The following is a 20,639-nucleotide window of genomic DNA, read 5'->3' on the forward strand; positions in this document are numbered from 1 at the left end:
TTCCTTTAACCCGCTTATATTTCCGCATTTATTTAAAATGAAAATTTCATATCCTGTTATAATGATTTTTTTATTTTTTCTTCCTGCCCTGCACCGATTTGCCTCAGGTGGTGAATTTCACTTAGTCTGAACCAATAAACCTACCCGGAGATAAGATGGACGTGAGCGCCGAACGCAGTGTTTTTTATATTTCTGATGGCACGGCCATTACGGCTGAAGTGCTGGGCCATGCAGTCATGTCGCAATTTCCTGTCGCTATGCAGAGCGTGACTCTGCCGTTTGTTGAAACGGTACAGCGCGCGCAGGCGGTTAAAGCCCAGATCGACGCACTTTACCAGCAAAGTGGCTTACGTCCGCTGGTGTTTATCTCCATCGTGACGCCGGTCATACGCGATATCATCTTGCAAAGTGACGGCTTCTGTCAGGATATCGTTCAGTCTCTGGTAGGCCCGCTACAGCAGGAGCTGGGATTGCACCCGGCACCGGTTGCTAATCGTACGCACGGACTTACCGCAGGCAATCTTGGCAAGTACGACGCACGTATTGCCGCCATTGATTATACCCTCGCTCACGATGACGGCATCTCTTTGCGTGGCCTGGAAGATGCCCAGGTGATCCTGTTGGGGGTATCACGCTGCGGTAAAACGCCTACCAGTCTCTATCTGGCGATGCAGTTCGGTATACGGGCGGCTAATTACCCATTCATCGCCGATGATATGGATAACCTTAAACTGCCAGCGGCCTTGAAACCTTTCCAGCATAAGCTTTTCGGCCTGACCATCGATCCGGAGCGCCTGGCTACCATTCGTCAGGAGCGAGCGGAAAATACCCGCTATGCTTCGCTACGTCAGTGCCGTCTCGAAGTCGGCGAAGTAGAAGCGCTGTTTCGCACCCATCAGATTCGCTATCTGAACAGTACCAACTATTCGGTGGAAGAAATTGCCACCAAAATTCTCGATATCATGAACCTGTCGCGCCGCATGTACTGAACGCCGGATAACACAGGACACCCCCCGTGCAGAAATTAACGTGACTTCCACTTGTCGACGGTTGTAATTATCACGCCTGGCTTGAGGTGAACGCCACTATTTCACGGCATGCCGCTGATTGACGGTCAATCAATCACCGGTCCCTGCCTGGGTGGGCAAGACAGCGCCAAAGCGTTACCGCCGCTGGCCTGTGCCGTTGATAGCCGCTTTTAATGGGTAAGGCTGACCTGCCCGGTCAGCCCGCCTGCTTCTCTTCCATCCCTGTTTTACCCCACTATTTTTACTTGCACGCCGCTCGGTTTTGTTGATAATGATTATCATTCCATAAATGGACAGCCCGCTACCCTTTTGTAAGGACTACGAAAATGACAACACGCTATCAGCGCTTTTTGGAACTTAAAGCACAATACCCGAAGAAATACGCCCGTGAACTGGCCGTATTAATGGGGATTAGCGAGGCAGAGCTGGTCGCGGCTCGCGTCGGACACCAGGCACAGCCACTGCGTCCGGAGATGCGTGAACTGTTACACGCTCTGGAAACCGTGGGGGAAACCAAATGCGTTACCCGTAATGAATATGCCGTGCATGAGCATCTGGGCGTTTTCAGCCATGTTCATATCAGCGATCATGCGGGGATGGTGCTCAACCCGCGCGCTCTTGACCTGCGCGTGTTCGTCAACCAGTGGGCCAGCGTCTGGCATGTGCAGGATACCTCCGGGCATGGCGCGCACCAGAGCATTCAGTTTTTTGACCTGCATGGCGATGCGGTGCTGAAAGTCTACGCCACCGATAACACCCACGCTGAAGCCTGGCAACAGCTGATGGCCAAATTCCGCCACCATGCCGGGGCTGCGTTCAGCGTCACTCCCGCCGTTGCGGCCCGTTTTGCAGCGGAATGGGATGTGGATCAGGCAGAAAAGGAGTGGCGTGCGATGACAGACGTACATCAATTCTTCCGCCTGCTAAAAAAATATGACGTCTCCCGTCAGCAGATGTTCCATGCGGTCAGTGATGATTTGGCACAGCGGGTTGGCAATCAGTCGCTCTCTTTTCTGCTGGAGACCGTACAGCAGCAGGGTAACGAGATTATGATCTTTGTCGGCAATCGTGCCTGCACGCAGATCTTCACCGGCAAAATTGAAAAGCTGATGCCGGTGGACAACTGGCTAAACGTCTTCAATCCGGCCTTTACTCTGCATGTGCAGGCGCAACATATCGCCGAAAGCTGGATCACCCGTAAACCCACCGCAGACGGTATCGTCACCAGCCTCGAACTGTTTGCCGCCGACGGCACGCAGATCGCCCAGCTTTATGGACAGCGCAGTGAGGGCCAGCCGGAGCAATCCACATGGCGTCAACAGCTCGCCTGCCTGGCTGCCGATGGTATGGCCGTATGAAAGCCAGCTTACTCACCTTGCTGACCTTATTACTGACCTTCTCCGTGACCGCGACAGAACGCATCATCAGCATAGGTGGAGACGTTACCCAGATTATTTACGCCCTCGATGCGCAACAGGATCTGGTTGCTCGTGACAGCACCAGCCTGCATCCCACCGTGGTGCAGAAACTGCCTGACGTTGGCTATATGCGCCAGCTGAATGCGGAGGGCATTCTCGCACTGAAACCCACTCTGGTTATCGCCAGCGAACTGGCGAAGCCGGCACTGGCCTTACGGCAGCTTGAACAGAATGGCGTGCAAGTGGTGACGATCACCGGGCAACCCAGCATCGCTGCAATCAAAGAAAAGATCGGTACCATTGCCACCGTTCTGCATCGAGAAGCCGCGGGTCAGCGACTACAGGGAAAAATCACCAGCCAGCTGAACCGCTTAACGACTGAACCCCTGCCGGTAAAAGTGCTGTTTATTGTCACGCATCAGGGAATGACCCCGTTGGGTGCAGGCAGCGGCACTGCTGCCGATACAGCGATCCGCGCTGCCGGATTGCAGAATGCCATGGCGGCTATTCAGCGCTATCAGCCCTTATCCCAGGAAGGGCTGATAGCCAGCGCGCCGCAGTTGATTGTCGCCACCACTGACGGAATACGCACATTGGGCGGAGCTGAAAATCTGTGGAAGCTGCCCGGTATCGCATTGACGCCAGCCGGGCAGGCACAGCAGCTGTTGATTGTCGATGATATGGCGCTGATGGGTTTTGGTATTGATACCCCGGCGGCGATCGGTCAATTACGTCAGGCTGCGGAAGCTCTGCCATGAATTCAGCGCGTTCCCCGATCTGGCTGTGTGTGCTGTTTCTCCTGCTGCTTATTTTGGCGCTTGGCGCCGCAAACTCGGGTGCGATGAAACTGTCGCTGCCAATGTTATGGCAGGCGGGCAGCGACAGCAGCCTGTGGCAAATCTGGTTTAGCATCCGTCTGCCGCGCGTGCTGTTGGCGATGCTGGTCGGCGGTGCGCTGGCATTATCCGGCTGTGTGATGCAGGGCTTGTTCCGTAATCCGCTGGCCGACCCCGGTCTGTTGGGCATCAGTAGCGGGGCCGCACTGGCGGTAGCCATCTCGATTGTGATCCCCCTGTCTTTGCCCGGCGCACTGATGCTCTATCTGCCGCTGCTGGCCGCATTCATTGGCAGCCTGACCATGACGCTGATCATCTTTATGCTAAGCCGCAAAGGAGCCAGCGCGCTGAGCCGTTTGCTGCTGGTGGGCATTGCGATAAACGCCCTGTGCGGTGCAGCAGTCGGCGTGCTGTCATGGCTGAGCAATGATCAGCAGCTGCGCCAGCTTTCACTTTGGGGCATGGGCAGCCTCAGTCAGGCACAGTGGCCGACGGTGTTGACCTGTGCCTCCGTTGTACTGCCGTGTATGTTTCTGGTACAACGCCTGGCACAACGTCTTAACCTGCTGCAACTTGGGGATGAAGATGCTCATTACCTCGGGGTCGACGTTGCGCGCACTCAACGTTATCTGCTGGTGCTGAGCGCTTTGCTGGTGGCGTCTGCCGTTGCGGTCAGCGGGGTGATTGGTTTTATTGGCCTGGTGGTGCCGCATCTGATGCGCTTTTGTCTCGGCGGCGATCACCGCTGGCTGCTGCCCTCTTCACTGCTTAGTGGCGCAATCCTGCTGCTGCTGGCCGATACCCTCGCCCGCACACTGGTGGCTCCTGCAGAGATGCCGGTAGGTTTGTTGACCAGTCTGATTGGTGGCCCCTGTTTCCTGTGGCTGATTTTGCGTCAGGGGGGTTCACATGGCTGATGTGCTCACCGCGTGTCAATTAGGCTACCGCCGGGGACATCGCCGGTTGACGGATGACGTCTCGCTGAGCCTGCACCCGGGCGAACTGGTGTCGCTGATCGGGCCTAACGGTGCCGGCAAGTCGACGCTGCTTCGCCTGTTAAGCGGGTTTCTCACGCCTCAACGCGGTCACTGTCTGTTGAATAATCAACCGCTGGCACAATGGTCTCCCGGCCAGCTGGCCCAGCTGCGGGCGGTGATGCGCCAGCAAAGCAGCATGGCTTTCTCACTTAGTGTGGCCGACGTGGTGGCGATGGGGCGCGCGCCTTGGCCACAACAAGCGGTCAAACCGGTGGTGGAACAGGTGATGGCTCTGACGGGTTGTGATGAATTGGCCAACCGTGACTATTTACAGCTTTCCGGTGGGGAACAGCAGCGGGTTCAGCTGGCTCGTGCGCTGGCCCAGCTGTGGCGACAGGATGGGCCATGCGGCTGGCTGTTCCTCGATGAGCCAACTTCAGCACTGGATCTCTATCACCAGCAGCATTTATTGCGCCTGCTCTCTCAGTTAACGCAGCAATACCCCGTCAGCGTCTGCTGTGTGCTGCACGATCTGAATCTCGCCGCCCTGTGGTCCGATCGCGTCATGTTGTTGGCGGACGGGCGGCTGGTGGCGCAGGGTAAGCCGTACCAGGTGATAAACGAAGCCATGATAACCCGCTGGTATCAGGCCGAGGTGCTGGTGCACCCGCATCTTAGCGAAAGGGTGCCTCAGGTGGCGCTGCTGCGTTAGCTGGAGCAGCTAACTTCCAGCTTTTTTCCCCAATCAGGTGGGCGGCGCGCCAGATCGGCAAACTCGGGCGCCTCGTCATAGGGCCGCGACAGGGCCTGATGCAGTCGCGCCAGCACGCTGATATCCTCCTGTTCAGCCCGTTCTATCGCCTGCTGCGCCAGATAATTACGCAATATCAGCGCCGGATTCGCCAGTTTCATTGTTCGCTGGCGCTCTTCGTCGCTGCATTCTTCTTTTAACAACCTCTGACGCCAGACGTTATACCAGCTGTCGAAGGCGTCGCGGTCGATAAACTCATCACGCAGGGGCGATCGCGACTGCAGTTGCTCACTCTGGCTAAGCTGACGAAATGTGCGCGTGTAATCACTGCCTTCCCGGGTCATCAGCGACAGTAATCCGGTAAGAATATGATTGTCGTCTTTCCCTGGGATAAGCAGCCCCAGTTTGGCACGCATCTTTTCACCCCAGCACCGCATCAATTCTGGCTCATAACCGGCCAACGCCTGTTCAAGCTGCTGTGGACTCATCAATCCTGACAGCGCATGAGCCAGGCGATTCAGGTTCCACAGGCCGATCATGGGTTGATTTTCGAAGCTGTAGCGGCCCTGATGGTCGGAATGATTACAGATAAACTCAGGCTGGTAGTCGTCGAGAAAACCGAAGGGGCCGTAATCAAGCGTCAGGCCGAGGATCGACATATTGTCGGTATTCATCACCCCGTGAGCAAAACCGATGCTCTGCCAGCCAGCGATCAGCCGCGCGGTGCGTTGCACCACATCGCTGAACCACAGCAGATATTTGTCGCGCTCCTGCACCCACTGTGGCCAGTGGTGGCGAATGACATAGTCAGCCAGCTGGGTGACTTTTTCCGGCTGCCCCTGATAGTAAAAGTGCTCGAAATGACCAAACCGCACATGGCTTTCCGCCACGCGCAGCAGCATCGCGCCGGTTTCCGTCGTTTCACGGTATACCGGCTCGTCGCTGCCCACCACCGTCAGCGCCCGCGAAGTGGCGATGCCAAGATGGTGCATTGCCTCACCGGCAATAAACTCGCGCAGCGTCGAGCGCAATACCGCCCGGCCATCGCCCATACGCGAATAGGGCGTCAGACCGGCCCCTTTCAAATGCCAGTCAAATTTCCGCCCGTCGGGCAGCTGCTGCTCACCTAGCAACATCCCACGTCCGTCACCCAGCTGCCCTGCCCAGACGCCAAACTGATGCCCGCTGTAGACCTGTGCCAGCGGCTGCATGCCGTCGGGTAAACGTTCACCGCCCCACAAACCCGCATTTTGTGCATTGAACAGGCGTTCATCCAGCCCCAGCTCTCGGGCCAGCCCGGCATTGTGATACAGCAGACGCGCGTTTTTCAGCGGCGTGGGTTGCAGTGCGGTGTAACAACCGTTCAGCTCGTTATACCAGGTATTATTAAATTTCATGCCGCTTCTCCAGGCGCCACCGGGAACAGCCCCGGCGGCGACACAATCCGGTTAGTGTAAAGCGATGGCAGAGGAGTAAACACCGAGGTTTTACAGGGTTATTGCCTCATCGGCGCTGACCATTGCCAGGTGTTTCCGGCATGCTGCGATTGATATGTCGCTTACACCACCATTTCCTGATAGTGAGGCTTGATAAGGTCAAACAAATTGTCTAAAACGGCTTTCGACCTTGCCCGTTCCGTACCCTGATGGTTAAGGACTCAGTTGAATTCTTCACTCAGCCCTGACCGGATATCACCGGCAAGAAGGGTTTCAGCCAGCGTCCTGTTAGCATTTATAGCCACATTGAATTGTTGAAGTCGTGCCAGGTGTACTTAGAGGGAATTCGCGGCATAACGCTGGCAAGGCAGATAGATATCAAATGACGTTAAATGCGGCAACGCGGTTCATCTGAATGAGATCAAATACGCCTTGCCTGCCAGAAAACTTTTCGCCAGTAGACATTATCCAGCGACGATCGCGTCACCCCCTTGCGGGTAGAGGCATGAATAAAATGACTGTCAGTATCGTATATGCCAACATGCAGTCCGTTTTTACCTCTGCCTGTTTTGAAAAAAACCAGATCTCCGGGTAACAGCTGTGATTTGTCAATGCGGGTGCCAATATCGGTTTGTGCTGAAGTTGTTCGCGGTAGCTGCAAATTGAAGCGCTCGCGAAATGTCAGATAGACAAAGCCTGAACAATCAACTCCGCCGCGATTCATGCCGCCATAGCGGTATGGCGCACCGCGCCACTGGTCAAGCTGATCGTCCAATTGGGCAATAACGGCAACAGAATCGGAAAGTTTTGCATTTGGTGCAGGGGCATGGCTACTGCAGCCAGCCAGAATCATCACTATCAACACCAGGTAATAACGCATGATGCACGGTCCTTTATCGTCCAGGACGTTAATTTAGCGGTAAAACCCGTCGGGTAGCAACATTTGCCTGATATTCATCTGGTATCAAAAGCCTGGGCTGAATTTTGCATCAATAAAGGCAGCCGGAGGTGGGCCGTTTCCGGTGCGGCCAGGGGTATTGTCTGGCCGTTTTCATCTTGTAAGATCATGGCATACCGGCGTCAGGAACAGAAAAATGGCAACATCCGTCATGCGCGGCAATGCTTATTTGGCCAGCGCCTTTTCGACCGAGGCCAGCAGCAGCGGATCGTTGGGCGCCATATCAGGAGAGAAACGTGCAACTACCCGTCCATCCCGAGCGATGAGAAACTTCTCGAAGTTCCACAGGACATCACCATACTGTTTCGGCGCACGACCTTTACTGGCCATACGTTCAGCAAATCCGCTGTTTTCAGGCGCGGTAGCTTCAGGCTGGGCCGCTATCAGCTGCGCGTAAAGTGGGTGCCGCTGCGGGCCGTTAACATTGATTTTGCTAAACATCGGGAAGGTCACACCGTAGGTGGTGCGACAAAACGTTTTTATTTCGGCTTCGCTGCCCGGCTCCTGCTCCAGAAAGGCATTGCAAGGGAATCCCAGTACCGTCAGCCCCTGATGGTGCAGCGTCTTCTGTAAATGCTCCAACGCTTCATACTGCGGTGTTAGCCCACATTTTGAAGCCACGTTTACCACCAGCAGCACGTCTCCCTGCCACTGGGCCAGACTGGTTTTCTCGCCGTCCAGCGTCATCAGTTCGGTTTCATACAGATTCATTGTTTCTCCAGTTTTGCTGACAGACACCACTGCACCCCGTCAGTGGGCGGCAGCGCAGTGACGACAGATTAATTTCAGCGTTCAGTTACGCAGCGTCACTGCGGCTGCCGTTGACACCTTGCGTCGCTACCCTGATTTTAGCTTTTACGCGCATTGACCTATCGGACGGGCAGATCTGCCGTAAAAAAACCACCCGCAGGTGGTTTATTGTTCCTCCAGTATAGACGCTACCAGAGGCTTCATCACGGGCATACGAACAAACTGAGCTTGAGATCTGCACAAGCAATGCAAAATCCGCGAACATGGCGCATCATGATGAAAGTTCTAACGTTGAGATAATTGCCAGCCTGTTTTTATAATGCGCCGGATCACCCCAAAGCCATTGCTCGTAATGCCCGACTTCATCATCGGTCTTAATCTCATGCAATTCACATGTCAGCATGTCATAAGCACAGACTTTTAGCCCATATGCTAATGCGTAATACATACGAGCCTGCCAGAAAGACATACCGTCATGCGTCTGGTTCATGTCAGAGACGATCACATCATATTTCTCAAGCAGGTAACTCAAGAAAACCAGCCCGGCCAAGTCGTGAAGCTCTTTTCTGTGTTGGCGTTTCTGTGTTCTCCGCACAAGAACCTGTGTCACTGGACGACAGTTGAGAAAACTATCAGGCTGGATCAGCACCCGGTTGTAATACGCCACATCTTCGGAAACATCGTTAATCAATGCCAGCTCGAAGTGACTCTGTGTAATTTTGTCTTCCAGGCGGTCGTCAATGCGTACAATTCGGTAGCCAGGTGAGACCGTAAGACCTTTGATGGTAATTTCTTGACCATTAGAAAGCTGGGAGTAAAGGGCGCGGTTATCCTGACCTTCGTTCAAATGAGCGAAAACCTCGTTAACCTTTGTAGCATTTACCAACTTTGTCGGCACTGCCTACCCCGCTTACAAAATGAAAAATGAGTCTGGCTGTCAGTGTACAGCCGCACCCGCACATAATCAATTTTGGTTTATACCGCAGGACTGTAACGGACTGGTGCGAATTCATGCTGCGTGGCGAGAAAGCAAACCCGGAAGGATGTGATATACCTTCTGCTCAAAACACCAGGATTGAAAGGATTTATATCGCAGGTAAACTGCTGATAATAAGGGTAAAGTTTTGATATGTCGGGTATAAAAAAGGCCGCTTGCGCGGCCTTTTGAACGACGGTAGTTAATCTTCATCCGGCGTGGCGTTCTCGACCCGGCTTTTTAATTTCTGTCCTGGTCGGAACGTGACTACCCGGCGAGCCGTGATAGGAATATCTTCACCCGTTTTAGGATTTCTTCCCGGACGTTGATTTTTGTCGCGAAGGTCGAAGTTGCCAAATCCTGACAGTTTGACCTGTTCACCATTTTCCAAAGCACGACGCACTTCTTCAAAAAACAGCTCCACCAGCTCTTTGGCATCACGTTTGCTAAGCCCGAGCTTTTCAAACAGGTATTCAGACATTTCAGCTTTTGTAAGCGCCATAGGTTCAATCCCTCAAGGATGCTTGGAATCGCTCTTTTAGTGCCTCTACACATTTTGCAACGGTAGCGGCAATCTCCTCTTCTTCGAGTGTACGGCTGGTATCTTGTAAAATCAGGCTGATAGCGAGGCTCTTAAAACCTTCATTTACGCCCTTACCACGGTACACGTCAAATAAGTTTACGCCAACTACCTGATTTGCGCCAACTTTCTTACACTCTGTGACGATATCTGCTGCCGGCACGTTTTCGGCAACGACCACCGCGATATCACGGCGGTTTGCCGGGAAGCGCGAAACCGCACTGGCATCAGGCAGGACGCGGTCTGCAACCTTGTTCCACAGTAATTCGAACACGACCGTACGGCCATTAAGACCCAGCTTGCGCTCCAGTTCCGGATGCACCACACCGATAAAGCCAATGTGCTCGCCGTGTAAATAAATCCCGGCGCTCTGGCCAGGATGCAGTGCCGGATTGGCCGCCGCAACGAACCGGATGTCATCAAGCTTACCGGTTAGCTCCAGAACAGATTCTAAATCACCTTTTAAATCATAGAAATCTACCGCGTCGCGCGCCAGATCCCAGTGTTCTTCATTGCGATGACCAGCGATCACCCCTGCCAGGATGACATCCTGGCGAATGCCGAGGTTAGCCTGCGTATCCGGTACGAAGCGCAATCCACTTTCGAACAGGCGCACGCGTGACTGTTGGCGGTTCTGGTTATAAGCTACTGCTGCGAGCAGGCCGCTCCACAGCGATAAACGCATCGCTGACATCTCTACCGATATTGGGCTTGGCAATACCAGGTTAGCTTCGCCTGGGTGCAGCTGCGCCTGAACTTTGGGGTCAACAAAGCTGTAGGTAATCGCTTCCTGATATCCTTTGTCCACCAGCAATGCTTTTACGCGTTTCAGCGACAGGTCAGCTTCGCGATGTCTGGTCATCACCAGACCGGCGTGTACCGGCACATCAGGAATATTGTCGTAGCCGAAGATACGCGCGACTTCCTCCACCAGATCCTCTTCAATAGACAGGTCGAAGCGCCAGCTCGGCGCAACAGCCTGCCATTCGCCCTGTCCTTCGATGACATCACAGCCAAGGCGACGCAGAATATCACTCACCTCTGCGTCAGCAATCACATGCCCGATAAGACGATCCAGCTTTTCACGGCGCAGGGTGATGGTGCTGCGCTGCGGTAAGGCGGCTTCAGCAGTCACATCAATGACCGGTCCTGCTGCGCCGCCGCAGATATCCAGCAACAGGCGGGTAGCACGTTCGATAGCTTTGTATTGCAGCATCGGGTCAACGCCACGTTCGTAGCGATGAGAAGCATCGGTATGCAGGCCATGTCGGCGTGCGCGCCCGGTAATGGACAGCGGGCTGAAGAAAGCGCATTCGAACAGCACGTTTTGCGTCTGCGGGCTTACGCCGGAATTTTCACCGCCGATGATACCCGCCATCGCCAATGCTTTCTGCTCATCGGCAATCACCAGCGTATCACTACTCAGTTTGGCTTCGCTACCGTCCAGCAGCTTCAGCGTTTCACCTTCTTCAGCCTGGCGCACCACGATACCGCCATCGATGCGGTCGAGGTCAAAGGCATGCATCGGCTGACCGAGTTCCAGTAAAACATAGTTGGTGATGTCAACAACCGGATCGATCGAGCGAATGCCGCAGCGACGCAGTTTTTCCTTCATCCATAACGGGGTAGGCGCTTTCACATTGACGCCTTTGACTACCCGCCCAAGGTAACGCGGACAGGCTTGTGGTGCATCCACGCGGATGGGTAAGGTATCCGGCAACGTTGCTGCCACAGGCGCTATAACCGCTTCATTCAGCGGCAGTCTGTTCAGTACGGCGACATCGCGAGCAACGCCGATAATGCCCAGACAGTCTGCACGGTTTGGCGTCACGCTAATCTCAATGGTGTTATCATCCAGCTGAAGATATTCACGCATATCAGCGCCGATTGTCGCATTCAGCGGCAGCTCGATGATCCCGTCCTGCTCGACGGAGATCCCCAGTTCTGAGAATGAGCACAGCATGCCTTCGGACGGCTCGCCACGCAGTTTGGCGGCTTTAATTTTAAAGTCACCGGGCAGCACCGCACCCACGGTCGCCACGGCCACTTTCAGCCCCTGACGGCAGTTTGGCGCACCACAGACGATATCCAGCAGGCGGTCGCCGCCCACATTGATTTTAGTGACGCGTAATTTGTCAGCATTAGGATGCTGAGCGCATTCGACCACTTCACCGATCACCACGCCGTGAAAAGCACCGGCAACAGCATCCACTCCATCCACTTCCAGACCGGCCATGGTGATTTGATCGGAAAGCGCTGCACTGTCAATGGCCGGGTTGACCCATTCACGTAACCAGAGTTCACTGAATTTCATTGGTTTTACCCGCCCTTATTTAAACTGTTTGAGGAAACGTAGATCGTTCTCGAAGAAAGCACGCAGATCCGTCACGCCATAACGCAGCATGGTCAGACGCTCCATTCCCATGCCAAACGCGAAGCCGGAATATACTTCCGGGTCAATTCCCACGTTACGCAGTACGTTCGGATGGACCATTCCGCAGCCGAGCACTTCCAGCCATTTGCCATTTTTACCCATCACGTCCACTTCGGCGGAGGGTTCGGTAAACGGGAAGTAGGATGGGCGGAAACGCACCTGCAAATCTTCTTCAAAGAAGTTGTTCAGGAAATCATGCAATGTGCCTTTAAGATTGGTAAAGCTGATGTTCTTATCAACAATCAGGCCTTCCATCTGGTGGAACATTGGCGTGTGGGTTTGATCGTAATCGTTACGATACACGCGGCCGGGTGCGATGACGCGGATCGGTGGCTGCTGATTTTTCATCGTGCGGATCTGTACACCAGAGGTCTGGGTACGCAGCAGGCGAGTGGCATCAAACCAGAAGGTATCGTGATCGGCGCGAGCAGGATGATGCCCGGGGATATTTAACGCATCAAAGTTGTGGTAGTCGTCTTCAATTTCCGGGCCGGTTTCAACCGAGAACCCCAACTCGCCGAAAAAGGTTTCGATACGTTCGATGGTTCGGGTGACCGGATGCAATCCCCCGTTCTCTATCCGGCGTCCGGGCAGCGAAACGTCGATTGTTTCCTGCGCCAGACGCGCGTGCATTGCCGCAGACTCCAGCGCATTTTTTTGCGCATTTAGCGCATCCTGTACCTGCTGTTTAGCTTCATTGATCACCGCACCTGCCGCCGGACGTTCTTCCGCTGGCAGTTCACGCAAGGTGGTCATCTGGAGCGTGAGATGCCCTTTTTTACCCAGGTATTCGACGCGAACGTTTTCTAACGCGGCGACATCCTGAGCATCATTGATGGCGGCTTGCGCGCTCGCCACCAGGTCTGCGAGATGTGACATGCTTTCCTCTTCTTCCAGCCACAGGGCCGGTCTGTTTTGTGTCAGGACGTATAGTCGCCCGATAATCACTGTATTTCATTGATACACAACGAAAAAAGCCTCCACGAGGGAGGCTTTCAGCGCGATTTTTCGTTTCTTTTCTAAGCGCAAAGCTCCCGATGGTCAGGTGCTAAAGTAAAAAGAGAAACGAAAAACAGCAGCGTTCATGGTTGCTTTACCTTGTTGCATTCTCGATATCGTTGCGGTCTATTGGAAAGCCAGTGGATAAAAATGTCAATATTTTGCTGAAGTTACATCGACAAAATCAAGAAAGATAAAAAAGAGGGAGCCAGGCCCCCTCTTCAATCTGGCTTATGCCAGTGCTGATTTCGCTTTTTCAACCAGAGCAGCGAATACTGCTTTGTCGAATACGGCGATGTCAGCCAGAATCTTACGGTCGATTTCGATCGAAGCCTTTTTCAGGCCATTGATGAAACGGCTGTAAGAGATTCCGTTAGTGCGGGCTGCAGCGTTGATACGCGCAATCCACAGCTGGCGGAACTGGCGCTTACGTTGACGACGGTCACGGTAAGCATACTGACCCGCTTTAATGACAGCCTGGAAAGCAACGCGGTAAACGCGTGAACGCGCACCGTAGTAGCCTTTAGCTTGTTTTAAGATTTTTTTGTGACGTGCGCGAGCAACTACACCACGTTTTACACGAGCCATTTAGCTCTCCTGTTTATATTCTGTTTTGCCCTTCATCCTTCGTAACGAATTCCGTCGGGTACTAAAAAAGGGTTACTTATGCGTACGGCAGGCAGGCAATGACCAGACCCAGATCGCCTTTAGACACCATACCTTTAGGACGTAGGTGGCGTTTACGCTTAGTAGATTTTTTAGTCAGAATATGACGCAGGTTAGCGTGCTTACGCTTGAAGCCGCCAGAGGCGGTCTTCTTGAAGCGCTTGGCCGCGCCACGTACAGTTTTAATCTTTGGCATTTAAAAAATATCCACTTCGCATTGTTAATAAAATGAACCAGACAGGCGCACTGCACCGCGCACCGAAGTACGAGGTGCGATGACTTTAGGGCCTACTGCCTCTTCTTGGGAGCGAGCACCATGATCATCTGGCGGCCTTCGATCCTCGTAGGGAAGGATTCGACAACAGCCAGATCGATATCTTCACACAGATCTTTACGGACGCGGTTAAGCACTTCCATACCGATCTGCTGGTGCGCCATTTCACGCCCACGAAAACGCAGCGTGATTTTGGCTTTATCGCCATCTTCCAGAAAGCGAATCAGGTTGCGTAGTTTTACCTGATAGTCGCCATCATCGGTACCAGGACGGAATTTAATTTCCTTAACCTGGATAACTTTTTGCTTTTTCTTCTGTTCCTTAGAAGATTTGCTTTTTTCATAAAGGAACTTGCCGTAGTCCATTATACGACAAACGGGCGGTTCGGCGTTAGGGCTGATCTCGACCAGATCAACACCTGCTTCTTCAGCTTTTTCCAAAGCTTCATTCAGACTGACAATACCAATCTGTTCGCCATCGACGCCAGTCAGACGAACCTCAGTAGCGCGAATTTCTCTATTTATGCGATTAGGACGCGCCGGTTGAACTCGTTTTCCGCCTTTAATACTTTATTCCTCCAATTGATGAAGATTGCGACTGCGGATTTCATCCTGCAGCTTCGCTATCGCTTCGTTTACGTCAATGCTGCCCAAGTCTTTACCGCGGCGGGTGCGAACGGCCACTTTGCCAGCTTCCACCTCTTTATCACCACAGACCAACATATAAGGCACACGACGTAAGGTATGCTCGCGGATTTTAAAGCCAATCTTCTCGTTTCTCAAGTCCGCTTTTGCTCGAATGCCCGCATTTTGCAGTTTTCGGGTCAATTCTGCAACATATTCGGACTGACCATCGGTGATATTCATCACCACAACTTGTACCGGAGCCAGCCAGGTTGGGAAGAAACCGGCATACTCTTCGGTTAATATTCCGATAAAGCGCTCCATGGACCCCAGTATGGCACGGTGAATCATCACCGGCACCTGGCGCTCATTACTTTCACCCACATAAGACGCATTCAAACGGCCCGGCAGCGAGAAGTCCAGCTGTACGGTACCACACTGCCATGCACGGTCGAGACAGTCATGTAAGGTAAATTCGATTTTCGGACCGTAGAAAGCGCCCTCGCCCGGCTGATATTCGAACGGAATATCGTTTTCTTTAAGCGCAGCGGCCAGGTCGGCTTCTGAACGATCCCACAGATCGTCGCTACCAATACGCTTTTCAGGGCGCGTTGAGAGTTTCACCACAATCTTTTCAAAGCCGAAGGTGCTGTAGGTGTCGTACACCATTTTTATGCAGCTGTTAACCTCATCGCGCACCTGCTCTTCGGTACAGAAGATATGAGCATCATCCTGGGTAAAGCCGCGCACGCGCATCAGGCCATGTAGCGCACCTGATGGCTCATTACGATGGCAGCTTCCAAACTCAGCCATACGCAATGGCAGGTCGCGATAGGACTTCAGACCCTGATTGAAAATTTGCACATGTCCCGGGCAGTTCATCGGTTTGATGCAATATTCACGGTTCTCAGAAGAGGTGGTAAACATCGCCTCTTTGTAGTTATCCCAGTGGCCGGTTTTTTCCCACAGCACGCGGTCCATCATAAATGGACCTTTCACTTCCTGGTACTGGTACTCTTTCAGCTTGGTACGCACAAACACTTCCAGCTCACGGAATATGGTCCAGCCGTCGTTGTGCCAGAATACCATGCCCGGTGCCTCTTCCTGCATATGATACAGGTCAAGCTGCTTACCAATTTTACGGTGATCGCGTTTGGCGGCCTCTTCAATGCGCAACAGATAGGCCGCCAGCTGTTTCTTATCTGCCCATGCGGTGCCATAGATACGCTGCAGCATCTTGTTGCTGCTGTCGCCGCGCCAGTATGCGCCGGAAATTTTCTGCAGTTTGAAATGATGGCAGAAGCGCATGTTCGGTACGTGCGGACCACGGCACATATCAACATATTCTTGATGGTGATACAGACCCGGACGATCGTCATGACTGATGTTTTCATCCAGAATAGTCATTTTGTAGTTTTCACCACGAGCGGCAAAAGCATCGCGAGCTTCCTGCCAGCTGACATTTTTCTTGATCACGTCATAATTTGTCTCTGCCAGCTGGTGCATGCGTTTTTCCAGCTGCTCTATATCTTCCTGAGTCAGCGTGCGATCGATATCAACGTCATAGTAGAAACCGTTGTCGATAACCGGGCCGATAGCCATTTTGGTATCAGGCCACAGTTGTTTGATCGCATGCCCCAGCAGATGGGCACAGGAGTGACGAATAATTTCCAGACCGGCTTCATCTTTAGCAGTGATAATCGCCACGCTGGCGTCTGACGCAATTGGATCCACCGCATCCACCAGTTCGCCATTGACGCGCCCGGCGATACAGGCTTTCGCCAGTCCGGGGCCTATATCAAGGGCAATATCCATCACGCTGACTGCGTGGTCAAACGAGCGCTGACTTCCATCAGGAAGCGTAATTACAGGCATGAAACATCCTTAATTGCAGTGGTAACCCACACGTAAGGCTACATACAAATTTAGTTTTTGTTTATACATCAAACAGTGTTACTTGAAACCGACTCACATTTGCCCGTTTGGTCATCTGTTTGGTACACATATTCCGAAAGTGGGCATACGCCTAACACTTTCGCCGGGCGTCTATCTTACACTTCACGGACATCAATTGCACGGGCAGGTCTTTAGAGCACAAATGTGTCATCAACGTAAACCCGCTGGCGAGCTGTCCGACAGGGTAGCATGTAAGCGCATCAGCAACGGTGCCAGACAGGGAGGAAGTTCGTTCTCTGCAAGGACTGTTGAAAGTCATTTTATCACTGCGGCTCCGATCGGCATACTGATGCCGAATTCCAGCAAAAACGCCTGCATTTGATGGGCCGTTTTGACTTTATCTCTGACCAGCGATTTCCTCACCCGGTGAAGTACCCGCACAGCCTGCTGAGCTTCGGTTCGTGGTTGCACAAATCGCATCGAGGGACGGGATGCAGCTTCGCATATNGCTTCCGCATCGACAAAATCGTTCTTGTTGCTTTTAACAAAAGGGGGGACGAACTGCGGAAAAATCAATTTTACCTCATGGCCTAAATCAGCGATCCGGCGAGCCATAAAATGGGCACCGGCGCAGGCTTTCATCACAACGGTAGCCGATGTGCAGCCTGCCAGAAACTCAATGAGTTTGGTACAGGTAAACTTTTTGCGCAGTAATACTGCGCCTGATTTATCACTGCCAGCGAACGAGGAAAAACTGCCTGCCGGGATCGATACCAATAAGCGTAGCGTTTTGCATTATGCCCTTCTCCAAAAAGAAAAAAACCTGTCAGCGTACCGCTCCCAGGGGGTGGGGACCATCTCATTAACTGCCTTAATTTCACACCAAAAGATCCCGCCATAAATGAAGTAATAAAACTGATACCATCGCAATAGCAGACCGGCACCAGAGGCCCACAACAAGATGCAATAAACGCTGGCAAACAGAGGTGAGATTAATTAAAAAACCTAAACAAAAAAACGTATTTACGAATTAATTTATTTTAAGTCATCGCAAAAATATATCGAAAATTGCTCATTTAGAAAAATAATCAAATTCCTCCTGCTTTCTTATTTTAAATAACATACCCTACAGCGACCAACTGATAAAATAAAAACCTCAATCATTAATTAAATCACACAATAATTACTAGCGAAATACTTTTAATACTAGCAGCCCAGGATAAATACAGGTGTATAACATAAAAAAAATCAATCAATCTCAGCCCCTTAGTCAACACCGAGAAGCTATAGGGAATAACACAAACTGGCATGATAAAAAACAGGGGGACCAGGGAACTCAAGACGCACGGGTTAAAAATATAGCTAATCAACCCGGTAGCCATAAAGATAATAAGGCCAGGACTGCAGCGGCTAATTTATTAATTCACATGATAAGTTCACTTGGAAATTCCTCTGACAAACCTGCCATATTGACTCAACGAGAGGGTCCACTGTCTGCAGATGCACGCATTAAGTATGCCGATAGCATATTTGTCCCACAAGGAAATCAGCACAGTTTGCGTAATGACTTACAAAGTGAAAAAAATAAACACGCAAAAAAAGAGGTAAAAAACGAGGAATATCCCAGTTCGAAAAATTTGCCGCTAAATTTTTCTACGACAGAGAAATTATCCGAACATACTACAGATAAAACATTGCCAATATCCAAAAACGGTTCTTTGTCCAACGGATTAACCGTGGCGGGTAATTTTTCCGGTTATGTGCACGCCGGGCAGCATAAGCGGATTACATATACACCTTCTGACAATGATCATAAGGTGTTACCTAAAAACCACCTGTTAGGTCGTCATGTCCCGTACCGCGTTAAGACAACCACCCAAGCCCCCCCCCTTGACGGTGTGAAAAAAGTGAAAAGGTTCGACTTTTCGTGCGTTAACGATGGTGAAAAACTTTCCTTTGCACAGATAATTCGTCGGATTGGTATTACGATGGAACACCCAATAAGCACATTGGTAAGTGATATTGTAAATATCGTTGAGTGGTATGGAGGACGGGGCTGCGCTTCACAGGATAAAATGAAAAAAATCAACCTCGTCACCAATCCACTTGATCAAATTTTATCGCAAACACTATCCCTTTTACCCAATACTAATCCCGTGTCAATCTTAATATATATTGTCGGTCCATTGCTAGTACAACTTGCTAATACACTGGAAGGTAAACCTGCATCAGTTGAGGAAAACATCAGTCTGATACAGCAAGTCAATCAACAATTCAGAGCTGTTACTACGAAAATGACCAAGATGGAACAAAGTCTTATCGAATCCCGCACAATTTCAGACAATCAAAAAAGCAAAGTAGGACTTCCAAGTTTTCATACTGAAAATAAAGTTAACCATATTTGGCTGGAAATTGACGGCAAGGTTACCAGCGTGAAGTTCAACGTAAAAAATAGAAAAATTTTTGCTGAAGTTCCCCACAAAAAAGGGCATCCAATACGTCAAGAAGTCTATTTCAGCCATTTAAGAAATAAGTGGGAAATGACGGGGGCTCGCAAATTTAATCGCTTCAGTGTGAAAGAGCGACGCTTGACGCGAAAATTTGCCATAGCCACACATAATGATTATTCAGAAATTAATGATAAATCTAATATTTACAGCATGTTTAATCCCTTTACCAAAACCAACGCACGCCTGACGGCCATTGAATTATTTGGTCGCCCAGTACCCTATTTTTACGATATTAAAACGAAGAGACATTTCATCTACAACGCTGCTCAAATCAATGACCCTTTCTATGAAGTGGTCCTTGTAGAAGGGGAGTGGCATCTTAAAAACCCACCTGATAAAAAAATTAAGATTGAGTCTCTCCATAGCCCTGAATATGGGAAAAACCTAAATGTTGCTTTTGTCAAGAAAAAAAGGGGCATACCGATATTGGCTCAGGTCAATTCGGAAACGGGGATTTTTTTTGGCCCAGAGTTTATAAGGACTGCAGAAAATAAACTTGAACCTGCCACTAAAAATGCAATACGCCAACAAAAAATTAAAACTAAGGGTAAAAACCCTCACAAAAAACATGGAGATGAGATATCCAGCTCCAGGGAAAAACCAGATATTCTTGATGGAAAAGAAAAGAGCGCTTCGTTAAAATCTGGCGTGGTTACCAGGCGTGAGATTGAAGGAAGTGATTATATTCATTATTATACTAAGTCAAAGAACAAAGATGCAGGCAGTGAAAACCTGGTTATTTCGGCCCATGGTGGCTTTATTGACAGTGATACACAAAAACCTGTCGTCATACTCCCTTCAGATATAACGATAAAAATGTTAGCCCCACATGGCACATATCTTGAAGACCCCGGACTAAACGACATTGTAAATTCTGAAACCGAGTTGAAATCATATATAACAATTACCGAAGGAAAAGTAGTTAATGTGGAATTCGCTTCGCAGGAAGGCAATGAAGGATGGAAAAATTCTGATACCTACAATCCAAACGACATTATCAACACGCTGGGTAATAAGGATGGCCTGCAGAATTATCGCCATTTCAGATATGAAGGGGAGAGCGATGAACACATTACAAATATTTTAACAAAGAACATCGAAATGGCAAATGAAGGAAAATCAACATTAACAGATATAATAACAGTTAATAATAAAATAAACGATATGTCAGAAACTGATTTGAACGTAGCCAGCGTGCAAAAAATTATCGACCTGGACCAGTCAGGAAAACTATTGAATAGTAAAGGAGAGAGATATAAAAATATCATATTCTCTCACTGCCGAAATAATTTTTTAACATCAGCCGATAAAACATCAACTTACTGTATGGAATCGTTAACAAGCAATGGAGCAAACAAGCTCCCCAAAGGCTCAACAATTAGTAACGTTAAGGTAACAATACTTCACCGCAATGACGTAAATAAAAAATTTAACATTAAACAAACCAGCTTAGCGTTCTTTATATTTCGCCCCGTGATAAAAACCTCAGGAACAACCTCACCCAGCCCTGATTAATGGTGACCGTTA

General features: G+C 50.8%; 18 protein-coding genes, 1 pseudogene and 1 other annotated feature. Of the genes and pseudogenes, 6 read left to right on the plus strand and 13 right to left on the minus strand.

Translation table 11 applies throughout. The annotated features are described in order from the left end of the window. The first annotated feature begins 155 nt into the window (after positions 1–155). The 5 genes from ppsR (at position 156) to EPYR_RS09640 (ending at position 4,971) form a co-directional block, all read left to right on the plus strand. Positions 156–989: a posphoenolpyruvate synthetase regulatory kinase/phosphorylase PpsR gene (gene ppsR, locus EPYR_RS09620; RefSeq protein ID WP_012668215.1), complete on the plus strand. Its 834-nt coding sequence runs from the start codon at positions 156–158 to the stop codon at positions 987–989. A 365-nt stretch (positions 990–1,354) separates the two neighbouring features. Continuing rightward, positions 1,355–2,386 carry a hemin-degrading factor gene (locus EPYR_RS09625; protein WP_012668216.1) on the plus strand — a complete coding sequence of 344 codons (1,032 nt, stop codon included), beginning with the start codon at positions 1,355–1,357 and terminating at the stop codon, positions 2,384–2,386. After that, entirely contained in the window at positions 2,338–3,204 is an 867-nt protein-coding gene (locus EPYR_RS09630; protein ID WP_014538977.1) for a heme/hemin ABC transporter substrate-binding protein, read from the plus strand. Before EPYR_RS09625 ends, EPYR_RS09630 begins: the two co-directional genes overlap by 49 nt. Beyond that, entirely contained in the window at positions 3,201–4,199 is a 999-nt protein-coding gene (locus EPYR_RS09635) for a FecCD family ABC transporter permease (protein ID WP_012668218.1), read from the plus strand. Before EPYR_RS09630 ends, EPYR_RS09635 begins: the two co-directional genes overlap by 4 nt. After that, positions 4,192–4,971, plus strand: coding sequence for a heme ABC transporter ATP-binding protein (locus EPYR_RS09640; protein ID WP_012668219.1), 780 nt, complete (start codon positions 4,192–4,194; stop codon positions 4,969–4,971). Before EPYR_RS09635 ends, EPYR_RS09640 begins: the two co-directional genes overlap by 8 nt. Here EPYR_RS09640 and EPYR_RS09645 read toward each other — a convergent pair. The 13 genes and pseudogenes from EPYR_RS09645 to EPYR_RS09700 all read right to left on the minus strand — a co-directional run. Then, on the minus strand, positions 4,968–6,407 hold the full coding sequence (locus tag EPYR_RS09645) for a protein adenylyltransferase SelO (RefSeq protein WP_012668220.1): 1,440 nt from the start codon (positions 6,405–6,407) through the stop codon (positions 4,968–4,970). The two genes, EPYR_RS09640 and EPYR_RS09645, sit on opposite strands and share 4 nt — an antisense overlap. 460 nt (positions 6,408–6,867) lie before the next feature. Next, positions 6,868–7,326, minus strand: coding sequence for an NlpC/P60 family protein (locus EPYR_RS09650; protein WP_012668221.1), 459 nt, complete (start codon positions 7,324–7,326; stop codon positions 6,868–6,870). A gap of 243 nt (positions 7,327–7,569) precedes the next feature. Then, complete coding sequence (locus EPYR_RS09655) at positions 7,570–8,115, minus strand: glutathione peroxidase (RefSeq protein ID WP_012668222.1); 546 nt, start codon at positions 8,113–8,115, stop codon at positions 7,570–7,572. A 310-nt stretch (positions 8,116–8,425) separates the two neighbouring features. Next, positions 8,426–9,052, minus strand: a complete 627-nt coding sequence (locus EPYR_RS09660; protein WP_012668223.1) for a hypothetical protein — start codon at positions 9,050–9,052, stop codon at positions 8,426–8,428. 280 nt (positions 9,053–9,332) lie between these two features. Next, positions 9,333–9,632 carry an integration host factor subunit alpha gene (ihfA, locus tag EPYR_RS09665; protein WP_012668224.1) on the minus strand — a complete coding sequence of 100 codons (300 nt, stop codon included), beginning with the start codon at positions 9,630–9,632 and terminating at the stop codon, positions 9,333–9,335. A gap of 4 nt (positions 9,633–9,636) precedes the next feature. Continuing rightward, positions 9,637–12,024, minus strand: a complete 2,388-nt coding sequence (gene pheT, locus EPYR_RS09670; protein ID WP_012668225.1) for a phenylalanine--tRNA ligase subunit beta — start codon at positions 12,022–12,024, stop codon at positions 9,637–9,639. A 15-nt stretch (positions 12,025–12,039) separates the two neighbouring features. Further along, a complete protein-coding gene (pheS, locus tag EPYR_RS09675) occupies positions 12,040–13,023 on the minus strand; it encodes a phenylalanine--tRNA ligase subunit alpha (RefSeq protein WP_012668226.1) in 984 nt (327 codons plus the stop codon). Positions 13,024–13,111: 88 nt separating this feature from the next. Then, positions 13,112–13,236: a sequence feature (Phe leader region), on the minus strand. After that, a complete protein-coding gene (gene pheM / locus EPYR_RS20365; RefSeq protein WP_193353801.1) occupies positions 13,186–13,230 on the minus strand; it encodes a pheST operon leader peptide PheM in 45 nt (14 codons plus the stop codon). Its footprint overlaps the feature before it by 45 nt. A 138-nt stretch (positions 13,237–13,374) precedes the next feature. Continuing rightward, positions 13,375–13,731, minus strand: a complete 357-nt coding sequence (gene rplT, locus EPYR_RS09680; protein ID WP_004157375.1) for a 50S ribosomal protein L20 — start codon at positions 13,729–13,731, stop codon at positions 13,375–13,377. 76 nt (positions 13,732–13,807) lie between these two features. Then, a complete protein-coding gene (gene rpmI, locus EPYR_RS09685) occupies positions 13,808–14,005 on the minus strand; it encodes a 50S ribosomal protein L35 (RefSeq protein ID WP_004157374.1) in 198 nt (65 codons plus the stop codon). 92 nt (positions 14,006–14,097) lie between these two features. Continuing rightward, a complete protein-coding gene (gene infC / locus EPYR_RS09690; protein ID WP_071819175.1) occupies positions 14,098–14,649 on the minus strand; it encodes a translation initiation factor IF-3 in 552 nt (183 codons plus the stop codon). Between the two features lie 3 nt (positions 14,650–14,652). Then, positions 14,653–16,581, minus strand: coding sequence for a threonine--tRNA ligase (gene thrS / locus EPYR_RS09695; RefSeq protein ID WP_012668227.1), 1,929 nt, complete (start codon positions 16,579–16,581; stop codon positions 14,653–14,655). A 270-nt stretch (positions 16,582–16,851) separates the two neighbouring features. Further along, positions 16,852–17,398: pseudogene (locus EPYR_RS09700) on the minus strand (IS110 family RNA-guided transposase); the annotation flags it as partial. Between the two features lie 433 nt (positions 17,399–17,831). Here EPYR_RS09700 and EPYR_RS09705 point away from each other — a divergent pair. Continuing rightward, positions 17,832–20,627: a putative adhesin gene (locus tag EPYR_RS09705; protein ID WP_012668229.1), complete on the plus strand. Its 2,796-nt coding sequence runs from the start codon at positions 17,832–17,834 to the stop codon at positions 20,625–20,627. Positions 20,628–20,639 lie beyond the last annotated feature (12 nt).

This window comes from Erwinia pyrifoliae DSM 12163 (assembly GCF_000026985.1).
Taxonomy (GTDB): Bacteria; Pseudomonadota; Gammaproteobacteria; order Enterobacterales; family Enterobacteriaceae; genus Erwinia; species Erwinia pyrifoliae.

Excerpts from the sequence above, each read along its gene's own strand:
- ppsR (WP_012668215.1), top strand. The coding sequence starts at position 156 with ATGGACGTGAGCGCCGAACGCAGTGTTTTTTATATTTCTGATGGCACG.
- EPYR_RS09625 (WP_012668216.1), top strand. The coding sequence starts at position 1,355 with ATGACAACACGCTATCAGCGCTTTTTGGAACTTAAAGCACAATACCCG.
- EPYR_RS09630 (WP_014538977.1), top strand. The coding sequence starts at position 2,338 with ATGGCGTCAACAGCTCGCCTGCCTGGCTGCCGATGGTATGGCCGTATG.
- EPYR_RS09635 (WP_012668218.1), top strand. The coding sequence starts at position 3,201 with ATGAATTCAGCGCGTTCCCCGATCTGGCTGTGTGTGCTGTTTCTCCTG.
- EPYR_RS09640 (WP_012668219.1), top strand. The coding sequence starts at position 4,192 with ATGGCTGATGTGCTCACCGCGTGTCAATTAGGCTACCGCCGGGGACAT.
- EPYR_RS09645 (WP_012668220.1), bottom strand. The coding sequence starts at position 6,407 with ATGAAATTTAATAATACCTGGTATAACGAGCTGAACGGTTGTTACACC.
- EPYR_RS09650 (WP_012668221.1), bottom strand. The coding sequence starts at position 7,326 with ATGCGTTATTACCTGGTGTTGATAGTGATGATTCTGGCTGGCTGCAGT.
- EPYR_RS09655 (WP_012668222.1), bottom strand. The coding sequence starts at position 8,115 with ATGAATCTGTATGAAACCGAACTGATGACGCTGGACGGCGAGAAAACC.
- ihfA (WP_012668224.1), bottom strand. The coding sequence starts at position 9,632 with ATGGCGCTTACAAAAGCTGAAATGTCTGAATACCTGTTTGAAAAGCTC.
- pheT (WP_012668225.1), bottom strand. The coding sequence starts at position 12,024 with ATGAAATTCAGTGAACTCTGGTTACGTGAATGGGTCAACCCGGCCATT.
- pheS (WP_012668226.1), bottom strand. The coding sequence starts at position 13,023 with ATGTCACATCTCGCAGACCTGGTGGCGAGCGCGCAAGCCGCCATCAAT.
- rplT (WP_004157375.1), bottom strand. The coding sequence starts at position 13,731 with ATGGCTCGTGTAAAACGTGGTGTAGTTGCTCGCGCACGTCACAAAAAA.
- rpmI (WP_004157374.1), bottom strand. The coding sequence starts at position 14,005 with ATGCCAAAGATTAAAACTGTACGTGGCGCGGCCAAGCGCTTCAAGAAG.
- thrS (WP_012668227.1), bottom strand. The coding sequence starts at position 16,581 with ATGCCTGTAATTACGCTTCCTGATGGAAGTCAGCGCTCGTTTGACCAC.